The sequence below is a fragment of the Nitrosomonas sp. Nm58 genome, from assembly GCF_900107335.1.
Taxonomy (GTDB): Bacteria; Pseudomonadota; Gammaproteobacteria; order Burkholderiales; family Nitrosomonadaceae; genus Nitrosomonas.
In genome coordinates, this window is record NZ_FNPQ01000016.1 from 43,947 (window position 1) to 70,809 (window position 26,863).

The 26,863-nt window shown below is 47.7% G+C and carries 26 protein-coding genes; 4 read left to right on the forward strand and 22 right to left on the reverse strand.

Annotation, left to right across the window (positions count from 1 at the left end; genetic code table 11):
• From BLW34_RS07930 to BLW34_RS07965, 8 genes are all read right to left on the reverse strand, one after another.
• Entirely contained in the window at positions 1–924 is a 924-nt protein-coding gene (locus tag BLW34_RS07930) for an FAD:protein FMN transferase (RefSeq protein WP_090577947.1), read from the reverse strand.
• Positions 925–1,084: 160 nt separating this feature from the next.
• Positions 1,085–3,826 carry a DUF3570 domain-containing protein gene (locus tag BLW34_RS07935; RefSeq protein WP_256203674.1) on the reverse strand — a complete coding sequence of 914 codons (2,742 nt, stop codon included), beginning with the start codon at positions 3,824–3,826 and terminating at the stop codon, positions 1,085–1,087.
• Positions 3,827–3,846: 20 nt separating this feature from the next.
• Positions 3,847–4,074 carry a DUF4266 domain-containing protein gene (locus BLW34_RS07940; RefSeq protein ID WP_090577950.1) on the reverse strand — a complete coding sequence of 76 codons (228 nt, stop codon included), beginning with the start codon at positions 4,072–4,074 and terminating at the stop codon, positions 3,847–3,849.
• A gap of 53 nt (positions 4,075–4,127) precedes the next feature.
• On the reverse strand, positions 4,128–4,643 hold the full coding sequence (locus BLW34_RS07945) for a TlpA disulfide reductase family protein (protein ID WP_256203675.1): 516 nt from the start codon (positions 4,641–4,643) through the stop codon (positions 4,128–4,130).
• Between the two features lie 57 nt (positions 4,644–4,700).
• Complete coding sequence (locus BLW34_RS07950) at positions 4,701–5,180, reverse strand: hypothetical protein (RefSeq protein WP_256203676.1); 480 nt, start codon at positions 5,178–5,180, stop codon at positions 4,701–4,703.
• 204 nt (positions 5,181–5,384) lie between these two features.
• A complete protein-coding gene (locus BLW34_RS07955; protein WP_090577953.1) occupies positions 5,385–6,146 on the reverse strand; it encodes a hypothetical protein in 762 nt (253 codons plus the stop codon).
• Positions 6,147–6,573: 427 nt separating this feature from the next.
• Positions 6,574–8,244 (reverse strand): DNA repair protein RecN, encoded by a 1,671-nt coding sequence (gene recN, locus BLW34_RS07960; protein WP_090577956.1) that lies wholly within the window; start codon positions 8,242–8,244, stop codon positions 6,574–6,576.
• Positions 8,245–8,253: 9 nt separating this feature from the next.
• On the reverse strand, positions 8,254–9,138 hold the full coding sequence (locus BLW34_RS07965; RefSeq protein WP_090577959.1) for an NAD kinase: 885 nt from the start codon (positions 9,136–9,138) through the stop codon (positions 8,254–8,256).
• A 210-nt stretch (positions 9,139–9,348) separates the two neighbouring features.
• Here BLW34_RS07965 and hrcA point away from each other — a divergent pair, with 210 nt between their 5' ends.
• Positions 9,349–10,371, forward strand: coding sequence for a heat-inducible transcriptional repressor HrcA (gene hrcA, locus BLW34_RS07970; protein WP_090577962.1), 1,023 nt, complete (start codon positions 9,349–9,351; stop codon positions 10,369–10,371).
• Between the two features lie 45 nt (positions 10,372–10,416).
• Positions 10,417–11,502 carry a ferrochelatase gene (hemH, locus tag BLW34_RS07975; RefSeq protein ID WP_090578024.1) on the forward strand — a complete coding sequence of 362 codons (1,086 nt, stop codon included), beginning with the start codon at positions 10,417–10,419 and terminating at the stop codon, positions 11,500–11,502.
• A 95-nt stretch (positions 11,503–11,597) separates the two neighbouring features.
• Here hemH and dapE read toward each other — a convergent pair whose 3' ends face one another.
• The 6 genes from dapE to tmk form a co-directional block, all read right to left on the reverse strand.
• A complete protein-coding gene (gene dapE, locus BLW34_RS07980) occupies positions 11,598–12,731 on the reverse strand; it encodes a succinyl-diaminopimelate desuccinylase (RefSeq protein WP_090577965.1) in 1,134 nt (377 codons plus the stop codon).
• A 92-nt stretch (positions 12,732–12,823) separates the two neighbouring features.
• Entirely contained in the window at positions 12,824–13,606 is a 783-nt protein-coding gene (locus BLW34_RS07985; protein WP_090577968.1) for an ABC transporter ATP-binding protein, read from the reverse strand.
• Positions 13,606–14,751: an MlaE family ABC transporter permease gene (locus BLW34_RS07990; RefSeq protein ID WP_090577970.1), complete on the reverse strand. Its 1,146-nt coding sequence runs from the start codon at positions 14,749–14,751 to the stop codon at positions 13,606–13,608. The genes BLW34_RS07985 and BLW34_RS07990 overlap by 1 nt, the downstream gene beginning before the upstream one ends.
• Before the next feature lie 304 nt (positions 14,752–15,055).
• The gene (locus BLW34_RS07995; RefSeq protein WP_090577973.1) at positions 15,056–16,312 is read right to left on the reverse strand and encodes an MFS transporter; all 1,257 of its coding nucleotides are present in this window, start codon (positions 16,310–16,312) and stop codon (positions 15,056–15,058) included.
• A gap of 151 nt (positions 16,313–16,463) precedes the next feature.
• Positions 16,464–17,546: a DNA polymerase III subunit delta' gene (gene holB / locus BLW34_RS08000; RefSeq protein ID WP_256203679.1), complete on the reverse strand. Its 1,083-nt coding sequence runs from the start codon at positions 17,544–17,546 to the stop codon at positions 16,464–16,466.
• Positions 17,543–18,166 (reverse strand): dTMP kinase, encoded by a 624-nt coding sequence (tmk, locus tag BLW34_RS08005; protein WP_090577979.1) that lies wholly within the window; start codon positions 18,164–18,166, stop codon positions 17,543–17,545. The genes holB and tmk overlap by 4 nt, the downstream gene beginning before the upstream one ends.
• A gap of 108 nt (positions 18,167–18,274) precedes the next feature.
• On the opposite strand from tmk, the gene ampD reads away from it, so the two are divergent.
• Entirely contained in the window at positions 18,275–18,877 is a 603-nt protein-coding gene (ampD, locus tag BLW34_RS08010; protein ID WP_090577982.1) for a 1,6-anhydro-N-acetylmuramyl-L-alanine amidase AmpD, read from the forward strand.
• Between the two features lie 136 nt (positions 18,878–19,013).
• On the opposite strand, the gene rnk is transcribed toward ampD, so the two are convergent.
• Positions 19,014–19,427: a nucleoside diphosphate kinase regulator gene (gene rnk / locus BLW34_RS08015; protein ID WP_090577985.1), complete on the reverse strand. Its 414-nt coding sequence runs from the start codon at positions 19,425–19,427 to the stop codon at positions 19,014–19,016.
• Between the two features lie 169 nt (positions 19,428–19,596).
• A complete protein-coding gene (locus BLW34_RS08020; RefSeq protein WP_090577988.1) occupies positions 19,597–20,502 on the reverse strand; it encodes a D-hexose-6-phosphate mutarotase in 906 nt (301 codons plus the stop codon).
• A 195-nt stretch (positions 20,503–20,697) separates the two neighbouring features.
• On the opposite strand from BLW34_RS08020, the gene BLW34_RS08025 reads away from it, so the two are divergent.
• Positions 20,698–23,550 carry an aconitate hydratase gene (locus tag BLW34_RS08025; RefSeq protein ID WP_090577991.1) on the forward strand — a complete coding sequence of 951 codons (2,853 nt, stop codon included), beginning with the start codon at positions 20,698–20,700 and terminating at the stop codon, positions 23,548–23,550.
• Between the two features lie 57 nt (positions 23,551–23,607).
• Here the strand turns inward: BLW34_RS08025 and BLW34_RS08030 are convergent, their stop codons facing one another.
• The 6 genes from BLW34_RS08030 to BLW34_RS08050 form a co-directional block, all read right to left on the reverse strand.
• Positions 23,608–24,003 carry a type II toxin-antitoxin system VapC family toxin gene (locus BLW34_RS08030; RefSeq protein ID WP_090577994.1) on the reverse strand — a complete coding sequence of 132 codons (396 nt, stop codon included), beginning with the start codon at positions 24,001–24,003 and terminating at the stop codon, positions 23,608–23,610.
• On the reverse strand, positions 24,000–24,275 hold the full coding sequence (locus BLW34_RS08035) for an AbrB/MazE/SpoVT family DNA-binding domain-containing protein (RefSeq protein ID WP_090577997.1): 276 nt from the start codon (positions 24,273–24,275) through the stop codon (positions 24,000–24,002). The genes BLW34_RS08030 and BLW34_RS08035 overlap by 4 nt, the downstream gene beginning before the upstream one ends.
• Positions 24,276–24,699: 424 nt before the next feature.
• Complete coding sequence (locus tag BLW34_RS08040; RefSeq protein ID WP_090578000.1) at positions 24,700–25,131, reverse strand: PGPGW domain-containing protein; 432 nt, start codon at positions 25,129–25,131, stop codon at positions 24,700–24,702.
• Positions 25,132–25,198: 67 nt separating this feature from the next.
• Positions 25,199–25,348 carry a hypothetical protein gene (locus tag BLW34_RS16090; RefSeq protein WP_177165986.1) on the reverse strand — a complete coding sequence of 50 codons (150 nt, stop codon included), beginning with the start codon at positions 25,346–25,348 and terminating at the stop codon, positions 25,199–25,201.
• Positions 25,349–25,485: 137 nt separating this feature from the next.
• Entirely contained in the window at positions 25,486–25,614 is a 129-nt protein-coding gene (locus BLW34_RS16885; protein WP_256203680.1) for a hypothetical protein, read from the reverse strand.
• Positions 25,615–25,934: 320 nt separating this feature from the next.
• Positions 25,935–26,837: an IS66 family transposase gene (locus BLW34_RS08050; RefSeq protein WP_371263925.1), complete on the reverse strand. Its 903-nt coding sequence runs from the start codon at positions 26,835–26,837 to the stop codon at positions 25,935–25,937.
• Positions 26,838–26,863: the final 26 nt, after the last annotated feature.

The window sequence follows — 26,863 nt, forward strand, 5'->3', positions numbered from 1 at the left end:
TTAACCAACCTCTAGGACATTCTCGCCTTCTTCCGTAAGCGAGCCTCCGATATGCCCATCGACATCTACCCATAGATGGGGTAATCCGAGATCTTCAAGCCAATCCTTGCCCTGATGCTCCTTGAGCATCCCAATCGTTGAGGCGCTACCTGCAATAACACAGAAATCACCTACGACACTCACTGCAGCCATTCGCCTGGCTGGCCAGCCTGTTTTCGGATTCAGGACATGACCGTAACGAATGCTATTTATGGTGATACAGCGCTCATAATCTCCACTGCTGGCAAGTGCGCCAGAATAGAGTTCCAGCGTCTGTAATAAGGTATCAGGGTAGTGCGGATGACGTATTCCGATTCGCCAAGGACTGCCGTCTGCATGCGGTCCAATAATCTTGATATCCCCTCCCAAGTTGACCATCCCGTGTTGAATACCCCTATTCCAACATATCGTGGCAGCACGATCGACCGCATACTCTTTAACGACACCGCCTAAATCAAGCTCCATGCCAGGAAGCGGAAATTTAAGAATAGGTGATGCCCAACGCAGCTTATGCCAGCCAACTCTATCCAGCAAACCTTGGATAACCGCTTCATCCGGTAATTGATCTGATTTGAAATTCCAAGCGTGATGCAAAATACCCGAAGTAATGTCAAACAATTCATCGCTTTCACGATAGCAGGTTTCTGCATAATCCAGTAACCCGGCTGTTTCGTTATCGACAATAATACTCCCTCCTTTCGCTGCAACACGATTAATTTCTGACAGAAAACTGCTTTCACGATAACGTGAATAAAACGACTCTAATCGTTGAACATCAGCAATTGCTGCATCTACGGCACGCCCTGCTTTAGTCTCGGTTGCAGCATAAAGCTGTATCTCACAGGTCGTACCCATTGCATTAAAGGGAAAGCGGTAGAGTTTCATTGCAGCGAATACTTAAATAATCATTCACAAGACCCCTAAATTGTTATTTTCGTTCAAATCCCGTAACAATACGGTCATAAACATCCAAGCCTTTCAACGAATAAGCCTGGATAAGACGGGTAATTCAGCAATTCAGAGTATTCCCGATCAGAGATTTCTGTCAGAAGCTATAGTGCCAAGTAGCTGAGAGCGCACCTTCACGTTCAAGTTGAAAACCATTGACATCATCACGTAGCGGTTGCACCCATTCAAAAGCGAAATGATTACCGGCAAACTTGCCGCTCGGCACAGAAGCATTCACGCCAATGCCTATATCCCAATATTGGCCACCATGATTGGCAGGAAAATCCATCGGGCCAATACGCGCGTTAAATTCATTGAAATCTCCATGTATCCTATCACGGAAAGTATAAATTCCCCGTACCGAGGCTGCTAGCCAATTGGACAATTGATATCCTCCCCAAGTGGATGCCTGAAAAATGTCACCCAGCCGATAACCTGATTCATTGCTGCGTTCCATCCGCTTCACACCATAAAGCTGGGCTCCCCAATACCAACGATCGCTTGTGCCGGTATAAGTCAGGTTAGGTAAAAAATCCCACGTGCCACTTCCTAATTGCATGTCAAAATGAAACAATCCTCCATCAACCTGAAACATTCGCCTCATTTTCAAATCTACTTTTCCGGTCGGCGCGCTGATACCTAAGCCCGCATGCAGCCGATGCCCGGGTATTTCATATAACTTGATCAGTGATGACAATATGGTATCGCCAACCCCGCCAGTTGTATGCCCGCCAGTGCCAGTATGCTCATGAACACCCGGGACGGGTGGCGGACGTCCTTCCAACTGACGCAAATTCATGTCCATATCCATGAATTGCGGCATGATCATTAGATTCAGCCAGCGAGTAGGCGCATACATGATATCGAGCATATGCATTTTCATGTTCATCTCGGTGTGGGTGAACCGGCACAAGGTAATGTCGCTACAGCCTTCGTTGACAATCGACAGATCGCTGGCCTGGTGCGCACCGCGCAACATATCACCCGCCTGGCGAGAATACATGAAACGATATCCCACCATCAGTTCGCCTGGATTATCCAGCATATGGCCAAACATGATGCCGGCCGGGACAGAGTGTGTACCATGATGCTGCTTGCCATGATCGTGATCTGCATGGTTATGCCCAGCCTCTTTATTCATGCGGGAATTAATGGCTTCCATATCCACTTTAATCGCGGCATTGGCCACATAAAAATCAAAATCAGCAAAACTGCTCTGACCATTCCCGCCCAGCTTCAGTGAGCTCGCGCGCGTGTAATATTCAAAAGCCGCTTCTAGCTCAACTCCCTTGGTAAATCTCTTATTGAGTACCACTCCCCCGCTCAATGAACCAAAACCGGATAAACGATGATCACTGGAAAAATTTTGAGGCAGTTTGGCCGCATCAAACGACACGAGCTGGGGTTGCAGATTAAGTTCAGTGGCATCAACCAGATTACCGTTGGTATCGAAAAAATTACCATTTCCGTTACGAAAGAATGGTTGATTCGGATTATTCGCATCAACCCAGACTTGCCGCCCTGAGGCATCGGTAGCCGTTTTACGGAATGCCTGGTTGGAAATGAGATACGGCTGATAAAAATCGGCTGAATCTTGCGAGTAATAGCGAATTCGAGGCGTAATAGTCCATCCATGACTCAGTGGTTGCACCCAATCCGCTTCAAAGGTATGCGCATTGACTCCCCAATCATCGAATGAAAATTGGTAATTCAAATGCAAGGCGGCATCCACTGGGCTGATATGCTGTACGTATTTACTGCTCAAAGCCAGTTGATTGCGTATATTCGGACGCTGCTCCAATAAAGCGCGCGCATCACCGATTATAGGAAAATTTGAACCAGGGTTAAGGGTATCCGGGTTAATAAAAATAACCGTCATGACTTTGTACGGATTCTCCATGAAGCCACTGCTATGGGTATAACCGATATTGGCATCGATCAACGAGCCTTTGCCAAGAACCTGTGTCAATCCCAGATTGGCGGTCCAATCCTGGCGATCGCCACGTAAGATTTCCGAACCGCTGCGCCGCTCAATTTGATTTGCATAAGCAGTGCGTGTCACATAAGGCAGCAGGTCAGGATCGAGAATGGCGGATGTCTCGCTGCTGGTATACCCTGCTCCGAATTTCAGGCTGGTCAGCTTCTGATTAAAATCCAGACGGCCGCTGAGATTGCCATAGCTGGATTCATAATCATTTTCTAATGAAAATCCACCGCCTACATTAACAGCCGCCTCATTCCATTCATAACCTAATCTAAAATTTGCTTGATTACGTGTTTCCGGTGATGCGGACGAAAGAATCAGCACATTACGCGGATCGATTACCTGCCCGGTTTCAGGTGTTAGTCTGAGGGGATTCAGATTTTGATCCAGTAGAACCTGGGTATTGACAAGAGGAGACGCCCCGACCGTAATCACTCCCTGAGGTGAATCTTGCAGAATAGGCCGATTGCCATTGGTTACGAGAGGCGCTGTGGTGACGGGCGTCGCACCTGACCACGTATCCTGTGTATAGCTGAATGAAAATTTTACGCGATCATAAAAGGTAAAATTGCCACTCCCATGCACAACATCCACCATAATGGGCTTGAGATTGCTGTGTACATTGTAGAGATTACGCTTCCCTTCCTGATACCGGTTATATTGAAAGCTGACGCTGTCATTACTGGGACTTGCGCCCTGTGCAGGCGATAGTAACAGACCGGGTAAAACGAGCGCTGCAGACGTCAATGCCTGCAGCGTTGTTTTACGGCTAGAGGTCAGGCTAACTTTCGAATCGCCAGATTCGGGATTATCGACTGAATGCTGTGCTAAACCAGCTGAGTGTGGAGCGTTCAAACCTGTTATCAGGGCATGGCTTAGAAACAGCCGCAGCCGCCACCACCCCCTGCAGAATTGATGCTGGCAGCAGCCTCGCGACTACCATAGATGTGTCCCCGAATACTGCTTTGTAAGGGATTAGGGTCTAGCGCCATATGCGATTTAGCAAGATTACCGCGCTCCCAGGGAGCAACCTGAGCACAGCCTGGTAAAGTTACTTCACTGAATAACGCGATGCAAATGACAATAAAATGAGTTACTTTCATCAATGAGTCAAACCGGGAGTTTTCTGCAGCGACACAAAAAATATGAACTGCCTCTATATCTCTTCTATCAGAAGCTGCTCAATCAAGCTACGTAACTCTTCAGCCTCGCCAGTGCGGAAACCCCGATGGATATGTCGGACAAAGCCTTTTTTGTCGATAATATAAGTGGATGGCATGGCAATCACTCCGAAATCTTGTGCGCATTGTTTACTGGCATCGATCAAGATCGGAAAATTGACAGGACGCTTGGCAAGAAACTCTTTGGCGTCTTCAACGCTTTCATCCAAATTGATTGCGATCACTTTCAGCCCCTTGTCTTTAAACTCATGCGTGAGCTGACTCATGAAGGGAAATGATTTGACGCAAGGAGGGCACCAGGAAGCCCAGAAATCCACATAAACCACTTCGCCTTTCATCGCTTCCCAGCCTTCAGCCAATTTCCCATCTAAAAAAGACAACTGGCAATGCGGCGGCGGCGTATTCCCTTCCAAGTGTGCCCGCACAGGTGACACCACCGAAAGACAAAGCATCAGGCTGGCTGAAAATAATAAATTGGCTTGCTTAATCATTTTAAAAAGACATCCTATTTTAAAAAGACATCTATCTGCTCATCATCAAAATTGTGGCTATTCGAATTGAACTGGGACAAGATCCGTCCCGGTGTGGTCATTATTGACTGTCTTGCAGTGCCATTCAACTTCAAAATTCCGGGCGCCAGCCATGGTTTTGTTCGCCATCATATAATACGTTCCATTCCCCCCTCGCAGTGTTACCTCAGGGCTGAAGTGCGCATCACCCGGCGTAGTATCGGTAATATTGATCGCTTTGCTGCCTTTAAAAAGCTGGAGGCTGACAAACATTCCGGGTACGGGAGGAGAATTATCTCTGATTTTGACAGCAAGATAATCCGCCGGTCCAACGCCGCCATCATCAAAGCAGGTCACAAACGCCAGTGCGGTAAATGTTGCCTTGTTGCCAGCAGGATCAAGTACGGCGTCTCCGCCATGCGCGCCGCAGATTGCTGCATAACCGGTCGTAACGATCATACTTGCGCTCAATAAAATTTTCCCTAGGGATTTTTGTAGAAATGGACGATGCTTAATCATACTTTCTTCCTCCTCTTTTCGTATACTAGACTTATTCATTAGCACGCCATCGATACGATATGTTATCAAACTGCTCTAGTTTCCTCAGTCCATCCGCGCTGCCGTCCGTAAGCTTACCGTCTTTCAGCGCTCGAAGAAACCATTCGTTTCTTTTCCTGGATGCGAACAGGATCCATGGCCCTATTCGCAATCGTTATTTCCTATTTATTCAGGCCAGACTTGCTGACCGTTGAACTTGATCGGCATATCACGCATGATCTGTGCCGCAGAGGGCCTTACCTCGACATCGACACCGCTACCGCATGACCCAGGCAGCGGATTCTTCGTCAGGTCGCGGGTAATCGTCAGCGAAGCGGGCCCATCATCTGTAGCACTCACGCGATCATAGGGTGTTCCCAGATTATTATGAGTCCACAGATTGGCAACTGCACCGGCTTCCCCGCCGCCGCCGCGCAAAGCATCAATCCCGCTAATCTCACAAATATCTGCGATGGAAACGAAGAACTTGACGCTTTTAGCACAGGAAGTCGGCTCAATATTCGTCGCACTGACTCTAAAAGGAACAAATGCGTTCATGTGAGCCGGCATGCCCGGTCCACCGCCAGACCAGAATCCAACGACATTACCTGTCGGCCCCTGTTTCTCGTCCACAAAATCAAAGACAGCCCGTGTCTGGAGAGGCTGAACGTTAGGTCCCCAGTTTGAAACAAAATCGGTTAACGACCCACCATGAGGCTGACCACCGACAGTAATGGAAGAATCCGTGCCATCTGGAAAAACCACTGAAGTACCAATAATTGCTTTTTCACCGCAGCCATGACCAATGGTAACATTATTGAGTATTCTAATTCCTTCATTGAGTGTCGCTGTTTCCAAGCGAGTATGCGCCAGCGCACCCTGCCCTATGCCTGCCAGTATGGCCGCAGCTAAAGCCAGCGTTAGTGTTCTGATTTTATTTTTTTTCATAACAGCTCCCTGTCTAATATCTAAAAATGATGAATATGTGACTTATTCGAGGCAACCGCCTAAAAGACTCACTCCACTTGCCCGAGATTAATGTACTAACAAAGATGAATGTAATGTGCCTGCGACCCCATTTTCCTTTTCAAAATAAATGAATGGGTAGTCGGAAATCATTATCTGGTCTACTCAAGCAAATAACAATGCGGCAAATTGTCGCACCTTATCCTTTCTATTTTGGATGCACTTACGCTCACTTCGCATTACATTGATTAATAAATAGATATATTCATTAACTATCATTCAGCCAAGGAAGCTAATGAGTCAATGTGCGACAATTTGCCGCATTTGCAATGTCTCGCTGATTAAAAAATTATGGTTAATAAAGAAGTGCCAGCGGTAATGCTATGGCTCTGGGAGGAAGGTATCAATCTCACTTATTTTTCTGCAGCATTTCGGCGGCATGCTTGCGTGTTGTGGCAGTAATCTTCACCCCTCCCAACATACGCGCGATTTCCTCGACCCGTTCCTGCTCATTCAGTGAGTGGATAGAACTCAATATCGCTTTGTCAGCAGCGGGTTCGGCTGTTTTAAACACCTGCCAATGCTGATCGCCCATCGAGGCAACCTGGGGCAAATGGGTAATACAGAGCACTTGGCGCGTTTTGCCTAACTGCTTGAGGAGTTTGCCGACAATTTCAGCGACCCGCCCCCCAATTCCTGCATCCACTTCATCAAATATCAGGGTGGGTGCAGTGCCTACCTGACTGGTAATCACCTGTATCGCAAGACTGATACGTGACAATTCCCCCCCGGAGGCAACTTTTGCCAGTGGACGTGGGGGCAGCCCCCCATGGGTTGAAACCTGGAATTCGATTTGCTCGCGCCCATGGGCATTGCCGTGGTTAAATGGCGTCAGCACGATATCAAAGCAGCCCCCTGACATGGCCAGCGTTTGCATCGCTCTAGTAACCTGACATGCCAGCGTTTCAGCCGCTTTTCGTCGCGCGATGCTCAGTGTATTGGCAAGCTCGTCGTAGGTTGTCTGTGCCGATGACACTGCTGCGGCAAGACTGCTTCCGTCGGCATCCCCTCCAAGCTCCTGCAAGCGTTGCATGGTTCGCTGCAATAAATCAGGTATCTCTTCTGGAGGAATATGATATTTTCTAGCCAGAGTGTGAATGGCGGCCATCCTCTCTTCGGCGATATGCAGGCTTTGCGGATCCAGATCCAGACTCTGCTGATAGTGCTTCAATTCATAGACTGCCTCTTGCAACTGAACCTGGGTAGTTTCTAATAAATCATAAGGAGACTTGAGATGACTATCATAATCAAGCAAATGACGCAGGCGAGCGAGCACAGCATGAAGTTGCCCCAGCGTAGCTGATTCACTCTCTGATAATATTTCCAGGCTTGATTCGACTGCTTCCAGCAAATTTGCCGTATGAGACAAGCGACTATAATCAGCTTGTAAGGTTTGCCACGCTTCAAGTGAGAAATTCAGTGCAGAAAGCTCCTGAAGTTGCCATTCCAGTTGTTCGCGCTCCTGTAAGAAGTGAGCTGCATCCTGTTCCCACGCCAAACGTTGCTGATGTAATTGCTGCCAATGCTGATAAGCTGTTGCCACCGCCCTGGCTAACTCGCTGTTGCCTGCATAGCCATCCAGCAAATCACGCTGCATTTCACCCCGTAACAAAGACTGGTGCGCATGCTGCCCATGAATATCGACGAGCTGTTCACCGGCGGCACGAAGTTGCTGCAAAGTTACGGAACAGCCATTGATATAGCTTCGTGAACGTCCATTAACATCCAAGATGCGGCGAAGTAAGCAAATGCCGGGATCAGCTTGCAGATCCTTTTTTCGCAACCAATCCTGCATACCAGGAATAGGATTGATATCAAACTCGGCAATGATTTCTGCGCGCTCACAGCCATGACGTATCTGACCTACCTCACCACGCTCTCCCAATACGAGCATCAATGCGTCAATCAGAATCGATTTTCCTGCACCCGTTTCACCGGTCAAGACGGTAAAACCCGGCTTGAACGTTAATTCAGCCCAGTCAACAATCACAAAATCACGAATGGTCAAATGAACCAGCATGCCAGTCAATTAGTAATTTTTCGGAGGAATTTCACTCCAACCCAGCTTCTCCCGTAGCATGCGATAATAACTATGATTGACTGCATGCAACAACTTGACTGTCTCGGAAAAACGCCGCACGATAATTTTGTCATGCCCTCCCAAATCAAACCAGGAATGACTATCCGCATAAATTTTTGTTTCAGTCGTATTCAGCACCTTGATTTCGATGAGTGCATCCGGCTCGACCACGATAGGACGATTGCTCAAGGTATGAGGACATACTGGAACCAGTTCAATCAAATCAAGACCAGGATGTAAAATCGGCCCTCCTGAAGAAAGCGCATAGGCTGTTGAGCCCGTAGGCGTGGCCACAATCAAGCCATCAGAGCGTAAAGTGTAGACATATTCATCATTGATGCGTACCTCAAACTCAATCATACCGGTACTGATGCCCCGGTGAACGACCACATCGTTAAATGCTAACGCCCTGAACACACTCACCTCATTTCGTAATACTTCCGCAGACAGCAGTGTTCGTTTTTCCATGACAAAGTGTCCATCCAGCATGGCGCCAAGCGTTTCCACCATGGTATCAACCGTCAAATCGGTCAGAAAACCGAGCCGTCCTTGATTGACCCCAACCAGGGGCACATTAAATGGCGCAAGAATTCGAGCAATATTCAGCATGGTGCCATCTCCTCCCAACACCACGGCAAGATCAGCCTGCGCACCAATTTCTTCTAGTGTCAGCACGGGATAGTCAATCTTTCCGATATGCGATGCAGTCAACTGGTCAAGCGCCACTTCGAAATTACGACTGGCCAGATACTGCGCCAGACTCAATAATGGAGTCAGAATATCTGGATTTTTATGCTTGCCGATCAATGCAATTTTGTTGAAAAATGCGCCCATTGAAACAAATCTATATTTGAGATATCGAATTATCTTTGGAAAACTTACGAATATTAACGCAGCATATCTGAAAGGTAAAAATATTGTTAAAACAATCTTTAGAAAAATATGAAAAGATCGGTAAAACCATTTCTCCCCCAGATTAAAATAAGCAGAATTTTTACCTTAGAACATACTCGCCAGTAAGGCTGAATCGTGTAGAATAAACAGATGCTTAACGAACGTGCAAAAATCTTGCTGAAGACACTGGTTGAACGGTATATCCATGAGGGTGAGCCGGTGGGCTCGCGTTCGCTTTCTAAATTCTCCAGGCTAGATCTCAGCCCCGCCACGATTCGCAACGTCATGGTTGATCTTGAGGAAATGGGTTATGTCACGAGCCCCCATACCTCAGCCGGAAGAATACCGACTGCACTGGGCTACCGCTTTTTTGTCGATAGCTTATTGATAGTTCAATCTCTGGATAGTAAAGAGGTGTCTCACCTGGAACACCAGATGCACCCCGATAATCCGTCAAGACTCATCAGCGTTGCTTCGCAACTGCTCTCCGAATTGACGCAATTTGCAGGAGTAGTCATTACACCTAAACGATCAGGCGGCGCCGTGTTTCGTTATATAGAGTTTATGGCTTTGTCTGAAAAGCGTATTCTGCTTATTATGGTGACGCCGGAAGGCGATGTGCAGAACCGGATCATTTTCACTGATATAACTTACAGTCAGTCAGATTTGATCGAAGCGGGCAATTTTCTCAATCAACATTATGCAGGCTGTACACTGGAAGAAATTCGCGGCCGTCTGCAAATAGAGTTGAAACAATTGCGTCATGACATGACGAGCCTCATGAATACAGCGATCGAGCTTAGCAGTGATGTCATCCGGGAAAGCAGTGAAGCAGTCGTGCTGGCAGGAGAACATAAACTTCTTGATGTCAAGGATCTCTCTGACAATCTGGTTAATTTAAAAAAATTATTTGAATTATTTGAACGTAAGACCAAATTATTAAAGCTAATGGAATTGAGCCGCCAGGCGCATGGTGTGAAAATTTTCATCGGCGGAGAATCGGATGTCGCCGCATTGGATGAAGTGAGTGTGGTGACAGCCCCTTATGAAATTGAAGGAGAAGTGGTGGGCACTGTCGGCGTCATTGGCCCGAGGCGCATGGCTTATGAGCGTGTGATTCCGATCGTGGACATTACAGCCAAGCTTCTTACGAGTGGATTGTCGCGAAATTGATTAACCATTCATATCCATATATTTAAGCAGATATAGTCTATGCCCATGTTACCTGAACCCGCCTATCAACACGGAACTCTGAATAAAATCGGTGTGTTGCTGATTAATCTGGGAACACCTGATGCGCCTACTGCAAAAGCACTGAAACCTTATCTGAAGCAGTTTCTCAGCGATCCACGGGTCATAGAAGCGCCGCGCTGGATCTGGTGGTTTATCTTGAATGGCATCATCCTTAACACGCGCCCCAGAAAATCGGCTGAAAAATACGCACAAATCTGGATGCCAGAGGGCTCTCCGTTAAGAGTCCATACTGAACGCCAAGCCAAATTACTGGCGCGCGCTTTGGAAGATCGCATTAAGCCCGCTCCTATTGTTGAATATGCCATGATTATTGGCAATCCCTCTATTGCAGATATAGTACGACGTATGAAAGAGCGCGGCTGTGACCATATTCTGGCATTTCCGCTTTTTCCTCAATATGCTGCTAGCAGCAGTGGCTCAGCGATGGATAGTCTTTTCTCGGAACTGAAAAAGATGCGCAATATTCCTGCTATTCGCACGGTTAAGCATTTTCATGCTGATCCAGGCTATATTGCCGCAATGACACAAAACGTCCGCGATTATTGGGCCGTGCATGGCAAGCCTGACAAACTCATCATCAGTTTTCACGGGGTACCGCGCAAAACGCTCGACAAGGGCGATCCTTATCACTGCGAATGCCAGAAAACCGGCAGACTACTGGCGGAGGCGCTAGAACTGGATGCAGAGCAATATCAAGTGTGTTTTCAGTCACGTTTTGGCAACGCGAAATGGCTGACACCTTATACCACGGTGGTCCTGAAGGAATTGGGCAAACTCAAAACGCAGCGAGTGGATGTTGTTTGCCCTGGTTTTGTTTCAGATTGCCTTGAGACCTTGGAAGAAATCGCCATTGAAGGGAAAAAAACTTTCATTGAAGCGGGTGGGCAGGAATTTCATTTCATTCCATGCCTCAATGAGCATCAAGACTGGATCAAAGCATTGAGCGATATGACCTACTCCCACCTGCAGGGATGGTTAGGTTTAGAGCCTTCCGAAGAAGAAGCGGAGCAATCACAAAAACTCGCGCTTGAAATGGGCGCAATTGAATAATCCGCTGCTGATAAGCAGAATAGCCGATTGTCTCCTTCTATCATCTACAATCGCTCCAATACCTAGCAAGTATTGAAGCGTGCTAATCAGTGCTATTATTTTTTTAACAACTGCTCCAAAGTTAACCGGTAAATCTCCGATAATCGCTCTATATCCGCTATTTCCACGTATTCGTTGAGTTTGTGAATAGTGGCATTGCGCGGGCCGAACTCGACCACTTGTGAGCAAATATCGGCGATAAAACGGCCATCGGAAGTACCGCCAGTAGTGGAAAGCTGGGGCTCAATCGCCGTTACACTTTTAATCGCTGCGCTGAGCGCGTCAGCTAATTCACCCTTGGGGGTGAGATAAGGTTTGCCGGAAAGCTCCCATATCAGATCATAATCCAAGCCATGCCGATCGAGAATCTCATGAAACCGCTGCTTGAGTGATTCAACCGTGCTTGCGGTTGAAAAGCGGAAATTAAATAACAGATTGACTTCACCTGGAATAACGTTGGTAGCGCCCGTACCTCCCTGGATATTGGAAATATGCCAGGTTGTTGGCGGAAAATACTCGTTACCTTGATCCCATTCGGTTTGCGCCAATTCAGCGATAGCAGGCGCAGCAAGATGAATAGGATTTCTGGCAAGGTGCGGATAGGCAATATGTCCTTGTATTCCTTTGATGATTAAATTCCCCAATAGCGAACCACGCCGTCCGTTCTTGATGGTGTCACCCAGCTTATCAGTGCAAGTTGGTTCACCGACAATGCAATAGTCGATCAGTTCTCCGCGCGCTTTCAGCGTCTCGACCACCTTAACGGTACCCTCCACGGCAACACCTTCTTCATCCGAAGTGATCAGCAATGCAATTGAGCCTTTATGATCGGGATAGGTGTGGACGAAACGCTCTATGGCGGTAATAAACGCAGCCAGAGAAGTTTTCATATCGGCTGCCCCGCGCCCGTAAAGCTTATTGTCCCGCACCGTAGGGGTAAACGGATCGCTATCCCATTGTGTGAGTGGGCCAGTTGGCACCACATCAGTATGACCGGCAAAGCAGATGACTGGTTGAGTGGCGCCTCGTCGTGCCCATAAATTGTCTACTTTGCCATGGCGCATGCTTTCAATGTTAAATCCTATCTCTTTGAGTCGGCTGCTCAATATTTTTTGGCAATCATCGTCAGCCGGCGTGAGTGAGCGACGGGCAATCAGCATTTGTGCAAGTGTCAATGTGTCAGCAGACATGAAAATTTTCCTTGAATGGATGATTTATAGAATTTAAAAAGACGCACAATCAATCTGGCTGGCTGGTTTATACGCATTTTGCTGAACCTATTTTAAGGGCCAGCCAGCAGATTCTGTAAGGCATTTTGGCCGCGTTCTCCGAGAAAGAAGTCCTTGATAAAAGGGTGATCAATTTTGATGACATCGGGTAACTTACCTAATGCAACGAGATGCCGATCGGCTAAGACAGCGATCCGTGTAGATATGGCAGCCAACGTATCCAGGTCATGTGTGACCATAACGATCGTTAGCGTAAATTCCTTACGTAACACCTGAATAAGTTTGACAAAACTTTCGCTCAGCGCTGGATCCAGTCCAGCGGTAGGCTCATCCAGGAACAGCAGCTCGGGATCCAGTGCAAGCGCCCGCGCTAATGCAACGCGCTTGATCATGCCCCCAGAAAGTTCTGCAGGCATTTTGTTGGCATGCTGCACTCCCACATCAACCATATCAAGTTTTAACATTACCATATCGCGAATCATCTCTTCATCCAGACAATGTAGCTCGCGCATCGGCAATGCAATATTGTCAAATACAGTGAGCGCACTAAAAAGTGCGCCTTGCTGAAACAAAACCCCTGAGCGATTACGCAAACTTCTCAACAAATCAAGATCACAATCGTATCTTGTGTAGCCAAACATTTTCACACTACCTTGTGCCGGTGTCTCCAAACCTAACATCTGGCGCAGCAAGGTTGTTTTACCGCTGCCCGATCCCCCCACCAATGCCAGCACTTCTCCCTTATAAACGCTTAAGTTAATGTTTTCATGGATAACATGACTATCAAAGCGTGTATATAGGCCTTCTATCTCTAGAATACGATCGTCGCTAATCATTATCTTGCCATCTTAAGTCCTACATTCGAGAAAACCACTGCAAAAATCGCATCGATAAGAATAACCGCAGTAATGGACGTCACGACGGAATTAGTCGTACCCTCTCCAAGGCTTTCAGTATTAGGTTTGACGCGCAAGCCAAAATGACAAGCGATCAGGGCGATGGTCATGCCGCAGACAGCTCCCTTACCCAACCCTATCCATAAATTCTCAACTGGAACGGCATCGGGCAAGCTGCTTAACGCATATTGATAATTTAACCCTATTTGCACATCAGCCGCCAGAATCCCTCCCAGCAGCGCAATCGCGCTGGTCCAGAGCACCACGAGCGGCATGGCGATGCCTAATGCAATCATTTTAGGCAACACTAAACGTAAACTGTGAGGAATACCCATGACAGTCAGCGCATCCAGTTCTTCAGTGACACGCATGACGCCAAGCTGGGCTGTCATCGAGGAACCAGAGCGCCCTGCCACCAGTATCCCAGCCAGCATTGGACCCAACTCGCGAATGATGCTCATCCCCAGAATATTGACGATAAAAACATCCGCACCAAAGGTATGAAGTTGCTCAGAAGAAAGATAACTTAAAACGATACCGATCAGAAAACCTACAAGTGCAGTAATACCCAGTGCCTGTGCCCCGGTTCTGAATAGGTTTGCGGAAATCTCCCGCAAAGGAATCTGTTTGGGATGTCTGATGAGATAGAAAATGTTCAGTAATACCTGACCAAATAACATAATCAAACCAAACAAATGATCCCAAAATAAAAAGAAACGCCTTCCGAGCGTCAGAATAGGCCAAAGGATGTCACGGCGTACAGGCTTAGGGGCAGGAGAGGCTTTCTCCAGATGAATAAAAAATACATCCTGCTTGGATTTTAGCAACAAATGTACCGGGCGACGCATCCCCCAGGCCCGCCAGATTAATACTGCACCCGCAAGATCCATCTGCTGAATGCCGGTCAAATCCCAGTGGAAATCGGGTTGCGCCGCAAAACAAGCGAGCTTAGCGCCCACTTTCCGTAACTGCTGATCTAATGCTGCCAGCGTATAACTACCTGTAAGTTTGATGCAAGGTACCTCGCCTTCGACGATCACTTGATACCAAGGTGACGAATTATCATTAAGATTACTGGGTAGCATAATTACTTTTTACAATAATATTTGTGAAACATCGCTCTGAAACAAAGATAGCCTTTGCAAGAATTATTAGGGTACAGCAAGTCATTATAGACCACCCCGAAGAGATAAGCCCCTGAGATAACTGTTTGAGGCCCCAATCAACAACGTGTCATCGACAAGAGCTTGTCATTGGATACGAGGTTATACTCATCGCCCTTCAAAATTCGGCAGCTATACCCTCTCCCGCTGGGAGAAGGCCGGACGAGGGATGATAAAAACCGAATTTTGAAGGGTGATGAGTATAGTCCCACGGCAAACTGATGATCTATCTCAATCCCTTAAGATCGGGAAGAAGGAAGAAACAAAATAGCGTAGCCGCACCGGAAAGAATAATCAATGGGGGTAAGTATCCTTCAAACCAGTTAATCAACATCCACGAACCCGCTATCGCTGACAACTGAGCAAAGCCATTAGTTAGCGACATCAGTACCGCAAAGGTAAAGCCTTCTGCTCTTTTAGGGCAAGCTTTGCCGGCAAGCGTAAGGATAGCAAGAAGAGCAACCATGCTCGTAATGCCAAAGAAAAAAGACAATACAATAAACAGTTCTTCACTATAAGGAGCTGGATTGATCACACTCAGGTAGGAAAAGGTGCTAATAGCGCCTGCAATAATGCTGAAGACCAGTTGAAAATGGAGTTCGCGATTGCTGACGTATTTGCCATAAAGCCAGGCGCCAACAATCGAACCGAATGAGCTTATAGCCCCAAGCTCACCAATGAACGATTGGGAAAAATTGAGCGTGTCGGTCATATGGTAATAGATTGGGATGCCAAAACTTGGGCTAAAATTCCAAAAGATTAGAAATAACATAGCAGCCCAGAGTAAACGACTTCGAAAAGCTTCACGTAACCCCTTTACTGTGACCATCAATGAAGCCAGTCCCATTGCGGTCTTTTTTTCTTTTACGACTAACCAACTAAGAAGCGCTATGGCTGCCGGGGCTATCATGGCAATAATGGCCGCTGTGCGCAAACCGGTACCAGGGTCAGCCATGCCCGCTAACCACCCCCCCGCTAATGAAGTAACTATTTGAGCAACATAAAACCAAAACCACTGTACTGCCTGAAATTGGCTAATCATATTGAATTTCCGGCCGTTCTCGACCATTAAGGCATCGATAATGACGTCTGAGGCTGCCGTTCCTATGGCAGTTAGGAGAAGAGCCATGATCAATGAGTCACCATTTGATATTTCTGCTAACCAAAAATAACCAGAGCTGGTGAGTATATTTACAACTAACAACCAAGACTTACGACGATATCCAAACAAGGAAATCAAATCGCTAACTAAGCCATAAACAGGTTTAATAACCCAGGGAATAGTTAGAAAGGCCAGATAGTTGGTAGCACCTACCTCGTTTAAGTGCATGACTTCCTTGAGATAATAGTTTAAAGGCTGATATATCAGGCCTCCTGACTGAGCAATGCCTTGGGCAAAGTAAACGATACCAAAGAGAAAAATAAGATGATTTACATAAGGATTATTGAGGGATTCCTGACTTGAGGGAGCAATATTTTTCATAGGTGTTACTTTTGTGAAGTGTTACCTTGGATAAGGGTTGCTCTGAAGTGGTTCCTTTTGGCAGGAAAAATAACCTCAGAAAAAATAGCATCAGATTGTTTCAATTAAATATTCTCTCGATGTCTTGCCACTCTAACCGATACGAGTCTGATCAACCCTTATATCGTTCTGGTGCAATCACTCTAATGTAGGAAAGCAGCATTTCTTCCAGAAACAGTCTGGCATTGAGAGGATGTCGCGATAATTGCTGCGTTGTGATCAGATTCCGCCAGAAGCTGGCAAGCAACTTGGGATCTGCGGTCGCGACCAGTTTTTTTATCGCCATTTCCTGATGGGGATGGTAACGAATCTTTCCAGTCGTACTAAAACTCATCAGGTCATAGCACCACTTTTGCAGCCAGCTGACGATATCCGGCACATCCAGCTTATATAGCTTGTTGGTCAGGGAAATAGGATCAAAGCTGGCTGGCTGGCTGATTTGCCGAATAAAATCAGTATACTGGGCAAAATAATCGTCATGGCTAAACGCTACTGCCTGCAAAGGTGACGAGCCTGCCAAAGCCATGCAGATATCGGGTTGCTTGACTTCCTGCTGCGTCAGCCAGTTGCGTACAGAAGCAGCATCAGGTACTGGCATGGTGATTTGCTGGCAACGGCTACGAATCGTTGGCAGGAGATCCTGCGAGCGATGCGCCACCAGCATGAACAGGATACGGGATGGGGGCTCTTCCAGTTTTTTTAATAATGCGTTGGCTGCTGGAATATTCATGGCTTCTGCCGGATGAATCAGAACTACCTTGAATCCATCCTGGTGACCGGAAAGATAGACGAAATCGTTCAGCGCCCGCACTTGCTCGATGGTAATGTGTTGGCTGGGTTTTTTCCGGGTTTTAACGGTATCTGCATCCTGCTTGTCCGTACAACTGCTCTCAGATGCAGCTTCGCCAGATGATTCAGCGAATACTTCCGGCGTCATCAGGTTGAAATTCGGATGCGTCCCCTGCTCGAACCACTTGCAGCTTGCACACATCCCACATGCAGCCTGTTCTGCCGTCACCCGTTCACATAATAAAGACTTGGCAAGGTTACGCGCAAAATCCAGCTTGCCTATCCCTTTTCTGCCCTTCAGCAGCAGCGCATGTGTTTTCAAAGCAACCGTACCTCTGACTTGCTGCCAGATGGTATGTTGCCAGGGATAGAGTTCGTTCATTCGCTGAGGCGGTATTGTGCTCAATTAAATAATGTTTCCTGAATGATACCTTCCAGTGCGATTGTCACATCCTGGAGCGGCCGGCTGGCATCGATCAACCGGATTCTTTCGGGGAATTGCTGCGCCCGCTGTAAATAAGCTTCACGCACCCGGCGAAAAAATTCATCCTGCTCTTGCTCGAAACGATCGGCTGTTTTAACCGATTGCACACGCTGCCTGGCCATTTCTATGGGGACATCGAAATACAGCGTCAGGTCAGGTTGGAATGAGCCCTGTACCCATTGTTCCAGTATTTGCAATTTACCGAATGAAACGCCTCTGCCTCCACCCTGATAAGCAAAGCTCGCATCGGTAAAGCGATCTGAAATAACCCAGTCTCCTCTGGTGAGCGACGGCAAAATCACTTTATCCAGATGCTCCCGCCGTGCTGCAAACATCATCAATGCTTCCGTTTCTGCATGCATGATCTGACGTTGATCCAGCAGCAAGGTACGCAGTTGCTCTCCCAAAGGAGTACCGCCCGGCTCACGCGTCATCACGTTATTAATTCCCTTCCGACGTAGAAAATCTTCCAACCAGATAAGATGAGTGCTTTTACCCGCACCATCAATGCCTTCTAACGTAATGAATTTTCCTTGTTGCATGCGTGTCTGCTTATCTATCGCCCATGAATAAAACACAACTGAATCAGCTTTGCACTATTATAGCTGCCCAATATCTTAAATCTCATGAGCAGAATAAAAAAACAGCGTATGCAAATCAATACTGCCGGCCATCTTGAGAAGGCACGTTTCATTCCTTCACCCAACTGTGATGAGCGTCCACCTGAATGCGCCATCAGCCTGCTGGTGATACACAACATCAGCCTGCCGCCGGATGAATTCGGCGGAAATGGCGTGATTGAGCTATTCACCAACCAGCTTGACCCGGAAGCGCACTCCTATTACCAGTCGTTGCGTGATCTCAAAGTTTCCAGCCACTTTTTTATTCGCCGCGATGGAGAAATTATTCAGTTTGTCCCGTGCACACTGCGTGCCTGGCATGCTGGTGTCTCATGCTGGCAAGGCAAGGATCGCTGCAATGATTTCTCCATCGGGATTGAACTCGAAGGAAGTGATGCCCTGCCCTTTGAACCCATTCAGTACGACAGGCTCATCGCACTCACTTCGGCTTTGCTCAAAACCTACCCCATTACCGATATCGCAGGACATGCCGATATTGCACCCGCACGCAAAACTGATCCAGGTCCTTATTTTGATTGGGAGCGCTACCGGCAAGGACTTTCCTGCTTAACCTCAGAACCAGCCTCTCATCCTGACAATTACTCAGAGCCCGTGAAAACGAAGTTTCGATAAAACGAAGCCTGGATAAAACAAAATTCTGGCGAAGCCACTGATTATTCTGTGTAACTGGCACCCAGCACAGTGTTCACAAGCTGAGCGTCCAAGTTGACGCTATGATTAGATTTCTTATTAATTTCCAATGAGCTGCTTAACGGTGGTATTCGCCAGAACGCTCGGGCTGATAGGTCACTTCCACTATGCGAACGCGTAATACTCCACCGCCTGGTTTTGGCCACTCAATTTCGTCTCCTTGAGAAAGACCAAGCAGTGCGCTGCCGACAGGTGCAAGGATGGAAATCTTGCTTCCGCTCGCGTCAATGTCTTTGGGATAAACCAGTGTCAATTCGAATTCTTCGGACGAAGATTCAACCTTAAATCTTACGGTAGAATTCATGGTCACCACAGTAGGCGGAACATCCTGAGGATCGACCACTTCGGCCCGCATCAGTTCAGTCTCTAATTCATCCCTTCCCGGAAAAGCATTGCTGGGCAATGATTCAACAAGGTTATCCAACCTTTCCGCATCGAGCGTTGAAATTATAATTTTTGGTCTGGTTTTCATTTTCACTCTCTTGAATTTTGATTAATACAGGTTACCCCAACAATGAAAGAAGATCTAACAAGAAAACAGGTGAAGCGCGGATCCCGCGCAACGTACCTATCAAGACATGTAGCAGATCTACTGGTAAAACGCCGTTTTATCAAAACTTCGTTTTGCCGGAACTTCGTTTTCACAGACTCTCAGCACGATAATTGGCAACCAATTTGAACTCACTACCTGGCTCAATGGTGATGATATCCGTTGCAGCATTGGCGGTTTCAACACACAGGAGGCGCAAATAATCATCATCTTGCAAATCGCCCATTTCTGCCGAAATTTTCGCCCATGGGTTCCACACAACTGCCGTTTCACTGCCTTGAGAAGCGATTCGAATCTGACGCTTCATGGCGGCATCATGAATTAGGATATCATTTAATACATCCAGGTAAATGCGATCTACTTCCGAGCTAATGGTCACAGCGCCTGATTGCGTTTTTTGCTGCCCCCCCTCAACCTTGTCGATATATTGCCTGCCTTCCAGTCCCGACACACGGGTTTGATGAATATCGCCCACGCTAAAATAGGTATGGAAGGCTTGCGTAATTGAGAACGCTTCGCTCCCCATGTTCCGAGTTACAAGTTCCAGATTTAATGCTTCACCCACAGTAATTTTCAGTGCCAGGACAAAAGCATGTGGCCAGATTGCCTGCGTCTCTGGCGTATCCGTCAATCCTAATACCACCTCGGCATCGCCATTGGCAGCCACACCTGTTTCGATAACATCCCACATCCGGTTACGCACAAAACCATGGGCCGGACGACCTTTTCCTTCGGGATCAGGACCAAACCATGGCCAGCAGATCGGCACCCCTCCTTTAATCGCCTTGCCTGCCTGATAATAGGCTTTCTCGCTGAGGAACATCAGATCATCCGTTTTACCGGCAGGCCGGAAAGAAAGCACTTGTCCCGCGTAGACCGAAATCAGCGCATTGGCTTTGGCATTATTGACGTGAATAAATGGAAAACCACCCTGCCCTTCGATAAACTCAACCTGACCAGCAATCCCATGATCCCTATTTAATTGTTCAATCCTCATTTTTTACCTTATTTTTTGTCGCGATAAGGTTGGAATGATAAACTTAAATCAAAATAAATCATAACCATTCAATTCTAGGGAAACTCTGAATAAGTAAGTGAAGAGGAAACAGTGCAAGGTGCAATGCAGCCATGTGCTGCTGCAACTACATTGTAACCACTTATGCAGGCCCACCCTATCGTATAAGGAGCCACCATGACCCACACGCTATTTAATTCACTGAAAACGCTGCAACTCCCTGATGGCCAAACCACCCAGTTCTATTCCTTGTCAGCACTGGAAGAAGCCGGTCTCGGCAAGATTTCACGACTCCCGGTCTCCATACGCATCGTCCTGGAATCGGTGCTGCGCAATTGCGACGATAAAAAAATTACCCGGTTACATGTCACGCAACTGGCTGGCTGGCAACCGAATGCTGCACGCACTCATGAAATTCCGTTCGTGGTCGCACGCATCGTATTGCAGGATTTTACCGGTGTGCCGCTACTGGTCGATCTCGCGGCGATGCGCAGTGCTGCGGAAAAGCTGGGCAAAGATCCCAAACGTATCGAGCCTCTGGTACCTGTCGATCTAGTGGTCGATCACTCCGTCCAAGTCGATTACTATGGCGATAAAGATGCGCTGGCACGTAATATGGAAATGGAGTTTCTCCGCAATAAGGAGCGTTACCAGTTCATCAAATGGGGCATGCAGGCATTCGATACCTTCAAGGTCGTCCCTCCTGGCATCGGCATCGTGCATCAGGTCAATCTGGAATACCTGGCGCGCGGCGTGCATCAGAAAAATGGCTTAATTTATCCCGATACGCTGGTGGGCACCGATTCCCACACTACCATGATCAACAGCATCGGCGTTGTGGGGTGGGGCGTGGGTGGCATTGAAGCGGAAGCCGGCATGCTGGGGCAGCCGGTTTATTTCCTCACTCCCGATGTAGTGGGTGTCAACCTGACCGGTCAATTGCGTGAAGGGGTGACCGCCACCGATCTGGTCTTGACTATCACCGAAATGCTGCGCAAAGCGAAAGTGGTTGGCAAATTCGTGGAATTCTTCGGTGAAGGCGCTGCGTCGCTGAGCCTGCCTGATCGCGCCACCATCGCCAACATGGCGCCTGAATATGGCGCCACCATGGGTTTTTTCCCAGTCGATGACGCCACCCTCCAATACTTCAGAAATACCGGTCGTACAGCTGAAGAAATCAATACATTCGAAGCGTATTTCAAGGCGCAAGGACTGTATGGCATGCCGCGCAAGGGAGACATCGATTACAGCCAGGAGCTGCAATTGGATTTGAATTCGATCATGCCTTCACTGGCCGGACCGAAACGCCCGCAGGACCGTATCGCGATCGGTGATCTCAAATCAACCTTTACTGAGCTCTTCAGTAAACCCGTGACAGAAAATGGCTATGGCAAGCAGGCGGAAGATCTGACACGCGCTTATACCACACGCGATATATATAGCCCGAATAATGAAGTGTGTGTTACCAGCCCGATCAATCAGGATGAAGCTTCCCTGCCGCCCGGCTCTGACCGAAACCTGATTGAGATGACCAGCAATCACCCCACCCAGAACCCCGTCAAAGTCAATGGCAAAGTGAATTTTCCGGTTGAGCTGCATCATGGCGATGTCTTGATCGCTGCGATCACGTCCTGCACCAACACGTCCAATCCCACGGTATTGATCGCTGCCGGACTACTGGCTAAAAAAGCGGTCGAAAAAGGTTTGAGCGTCAAACGCCATATCAAGACGTCACTTGCGCCGGGCTCACGCGTGGTTACAGAATATCTCACTGCTGCCGGCTTACTGCCTTATCTGGAGCAACTGGGCTTCAGCCTGGCGGGTTATGGTTGCACCACCTGTATCGGCAACTCGGGTCCTCTGCCAGAGATCATCGAAGAAAGCGTCGTCAAGGAAGATCTCGTTTGCTCAGCCGTCCTCTCCGGCAACCGGAATTTTGAAGCAAGGATACATGCCAATATCCGTGCCAACTTCCTGGCTTCCCCACCGCTGGTGGTGGCTTATGCTATCGCAGGCACTGTGCTGAAAAATCTTGATGCTGAACCGCTGGGTTTGGGTAAGAACAATCAACCTGTCTGGCTGCGCGATATCTGGCCAAGCAGCACAGAAATCGAATCTCTGATGAAATTTGCCACCCAAGCCGACACGTTCCGGCGGCTCTATAGCGATTTCACCAAAGATCATCCGCTCTGGAACAATATCACCTCAGTCACCGGCAAACTGTATAACTGGCCGGATTCCACCTACATCGCCGAGCCACCTTTTTTCCAGGATTTTTCCTTGCAACCGGCGCCTGTCAATAAACCTGGCGGCATCTGTGGCGCACGTACATTAGCGATTTTCGGCGATTCCGTCACGACCGATCATATCAGCCCAGCTGGCTCTATCAAGGAAACGGCTCCCGCAGGTAAATATCTGCTCGCCAATGACGTCAGCAAGGCTGACTTCAACAGTTATGGCTCCCGCCGCGGTAACCATCATGTCATGATGCGCGGTACCTTTGCCAACGTACGCATTAAGAACCTGATGATTCCAGGCAGTGAAGGCGGGGTAACGTTGTTCCGCAGCCACGATGCCGCAGAGGGTGAGCAGATGACGATATACGATGCCGCCATGGGCTATATCGCACAAAATGTACCTACCGTTGTGTTCGCTGGCAAGGAATACGGCACTGGATCAAGCCGCGACTGGGCAGCCAAGGGAACCCAATTACTAGGCGTCAAAGCTGTCATTGCCGAAAGCTACGAACGCATTCACCGCAGCAATTTGGTCGGCATGGGCGTCCTGCCCTTGCAGTTCAAAGGCAGCGATAACGCTCAATCTCTCGGTATCGCAGGCGATGAGCAATTCGACATTCTTGGCATCGACACCATTCAACCTCAGCAAGAGGTCACGCTAGTCATTCATGGCAGGGATGGCAGTCATCGCGAAATCCCGTTGCTCTGCCGCATCGATACCGCGATCGAAGTCGATTATTACCGGCATGGCGGCATCTTGCCTTACGTGCTCAGGCAATTGATGAACAACTAGGAAAGTTCAAATAGGCTGCTACCAGCAGCCATTCGATACGAACTTACACGTTTGGCATCATCCTTTCCAAACGTGTACTTCGGGCGGAATCCCTGCCTCACGTGCTGCCTTGCAAAACCCTCGGTCGAAAGTATGCATGGTGATGGAACCGCATACCGCCAAGTGAAGTGCATCAGCAAAATCGGTACCCTTTTGATACCAATCCAGGGCACGCACTATAGCAAGCGAATTTTCTACTTCGGTATTTTCGGTTTGTAACAGCAATTGGAAAAAATCGTAAATCCGCTCGCGCGAAAACTTATAGACGCAACGCAACACCCACTCGGTTTCGAGCAACACGGTCCGCGAAATCCAGGCATGACGTGTTTTAAGCAGATTCTCGACAATTTCGGCTTGAGCTGGATAATCATCGACAACCAGCCGCACCAACATATTGGTATCGAAGGCAATCATCGGTTAGGTTGCTCCGGGTCATCCCAATTCCCTGCGTACTCAACTGGTTGACAAAGTTTTTCAGTTGAAACTGGGGAACCATCATATTTCATAAAACCACGCAGATCTTCCAGGCGAAGCTTTCTTTCTGCCGGTTTGGATCTCAGTAACACACCGGATTCAGTTATATCGATAATGAGCTCCTGCCCAGCTCCCCAATGCAATTTATCCCGAATTTCTTTGGGTATCACAATCTGTCCCTCTCTTGATAGTGTAATAGTAGCAATCGTCATGACGCTCCTCCAGTAAGACAAATGGTAAGATTCATTATTGAACGATTTGATTGACAGCGCAAGTATTCTAATTAATCTTTAAAAACCCTACTTGCATTCTTTTGCAAGGCGTTGGATGGCGCGCGCTATACTGAGCACCCGGCTTAGCCGGTCTTCTGCTTCTCGACTTGTTGCAACACACTATTTCGCATAATCTGAACTGGAAACGACCACTCCAGTCAAATTGCAGTTCTCAGGATTATTCCATTTTGGTTGCCGCTAGCCCGAATATTTCATAAATTGGCACGTGTCCTCACTTGCCTTTTGATTAATAAGAAAGGTTTTGCTCAGTCGGGTGTATGAATCACTACACCACTCCTTCTCAAAACTTCCCTATTAATCGAAATCCTGCGTGATCATCACGCGAATTTATGAAATATTCGGGCTAGAGATCAGGCGCAAGAATCAGTGGTGGTTTATTAAATTTGTGGCGCATGGCATTAATCGCCTTCAGTATACTGGGCTGACCAACTATTCTGGCTTCCAAGACACGCTTCCCAGGAAAATCCATAAGAGAAATTCCAATCAGCATAGTTAGCAAACCCTGTCCTGGTAAAAAAAGCATAATAAAACCAGCCGAAAGAAACATGATGCCAACAAAGTTCTTGATGATTAACCCGCCTGCCCGCAACACGGGATGTTGGCCTTTCATCCAGTAGCGTGGAATGCGTGTGTCAAAATAATCTGCCGGTAAGCGGATCAGAATGATTGGGATGGTAATCACGGAAGCAATCAAGCCAATAATAGAAGCTATAGTGATACCGATAAGGATATGGATTGGAATCCATTGTTGAATTATTTCAAGCGCTTCATCCATGAGGTGCAGCCAATGAGGTGGCAAAGAAAAAAACGACAAACTTGGTGAATTGTGGTTGTTAACCTAACTATAACCCTATTTTTATATCTCTAATGGCGATCGCTTCCAAAGCATCGAATTTTGTAGGATTCAGCATTTCTTCCAATAATTTTCTGATGTCTTCAATACTGGCTTTAGATAGATTGATGTCCAACTCAACCGTCACTTCAACTTTCATAAGTAGCTCCTTTTAACAATTTCCCTGATGCAGTATAGCGAGTTGTAAAATATTAGTCTTAAAAACCACAATTGGACAAGCGCGGCATGCCGTGATCCGAGGCCAGATAAAAGCACCTTGATACTGCAGGAATATCCTCATATTTGCTGATACAAACTGGCAAAATCATCCGCCTCGGTAAAAATCGATTCACCCAGCGCACGGGCGGTGTAGCCGCCTTCGGATGTTCCCTCGACCAAAAAGAAAATTTCATTTGCTTTATTCATTCTTATACCTGTTTAATGGAAATTACGATAGAAGGTAATATATCTTCGATTACGAGAATCTGATTATCCTCCGATGAGTTCAGCACATCACTGGTGATACCAAGGCAATTGTGCAAGCACCGCTTGCACAAATTCACTATCCGGCCACGCTTCGGCAAAGGCACGCATATATGCAATTTCTAAGCTGCCTGTGCGGCAGCGAACATGCCAATGCCTACAAGACGGCCATCCTTTATTTTCTAAGCTGCCTGTGCGGCAGCGAACAACGATATAAGCAGAGAGGATGCGATTGCTGAGTAAGCGTTCAACGCTACCACCTATTATTGTTTCTGCATTAGTGATTTAATGAACTCCGGTGTTAAGGGTAACAATTCATCGATACGACTGTTGGGCCAAATGGGAAGTTTAGTGAGCGTATCTTTGAGCCAGACAGACGGATCCAGGTTGTTGAGTTGGGCGGTGCCAACCAGGGTCTGGATGGCAGCTGCGCGTTGACCAGCACGTTCCGATCCAGTGAATAGCCAATTCTTTTTGCCCAGTGCTCCAGTGAATAGCCAATTCTTTTTGCCCAGTGCAATGGGTCGGATGGCATTTTCTACGGGGTTGTTATCGATCGGCAAGTGCCCGCTTTCTGCGTAGCGAATCAGACTCGACCAGCGTTTGAGGGTATAGTCCAAAGCTTTGGCAGAACCGCCACCATTGGCAGTTTGCATGCGGGTTTGTATTAACCAATCATGCAGCGCATCGAGTGCAGGCAGGCTTTTTTCCACCCGCAGTTGTTGACGATCTTCGATCGTCAGGTGCCTGCCTTTCACCTCAATGGCATATAGGACGCCAATGCGCCGCAAGGCTTCCATGGCCATTGGACTATGATTAGCCGGGTGCAGGTCGAAGAATTTACGGCGCGCATGCACCCAACAGCCGAGCTCAATACAAGGTGAGGCTGATGAGAATAAGGGTTTATAGCCACTGTAGTCATCGACCAGCAAGTGACCTCGCCAGTTTTGCAGGAAGTTTTGCGCATACCGGCCACTACGACCGGCTTGATAGTCGAAGATGATGATGCGTGGTCCCGGTTCCAGGTCGTTACTGCGATAAGCCCATAGGTAAGCCTTACGGGTTTTGCCATTGCCGGGCTCAAGCTGGGCCACCGGGGGTCGAGTCACCCGAAGGAACTTCCCCTTCAGGTGCTCACAGAACCGTACGTGAACCTCTCGATTCATACGGCTCTTCCTATCCAGTCAATTTA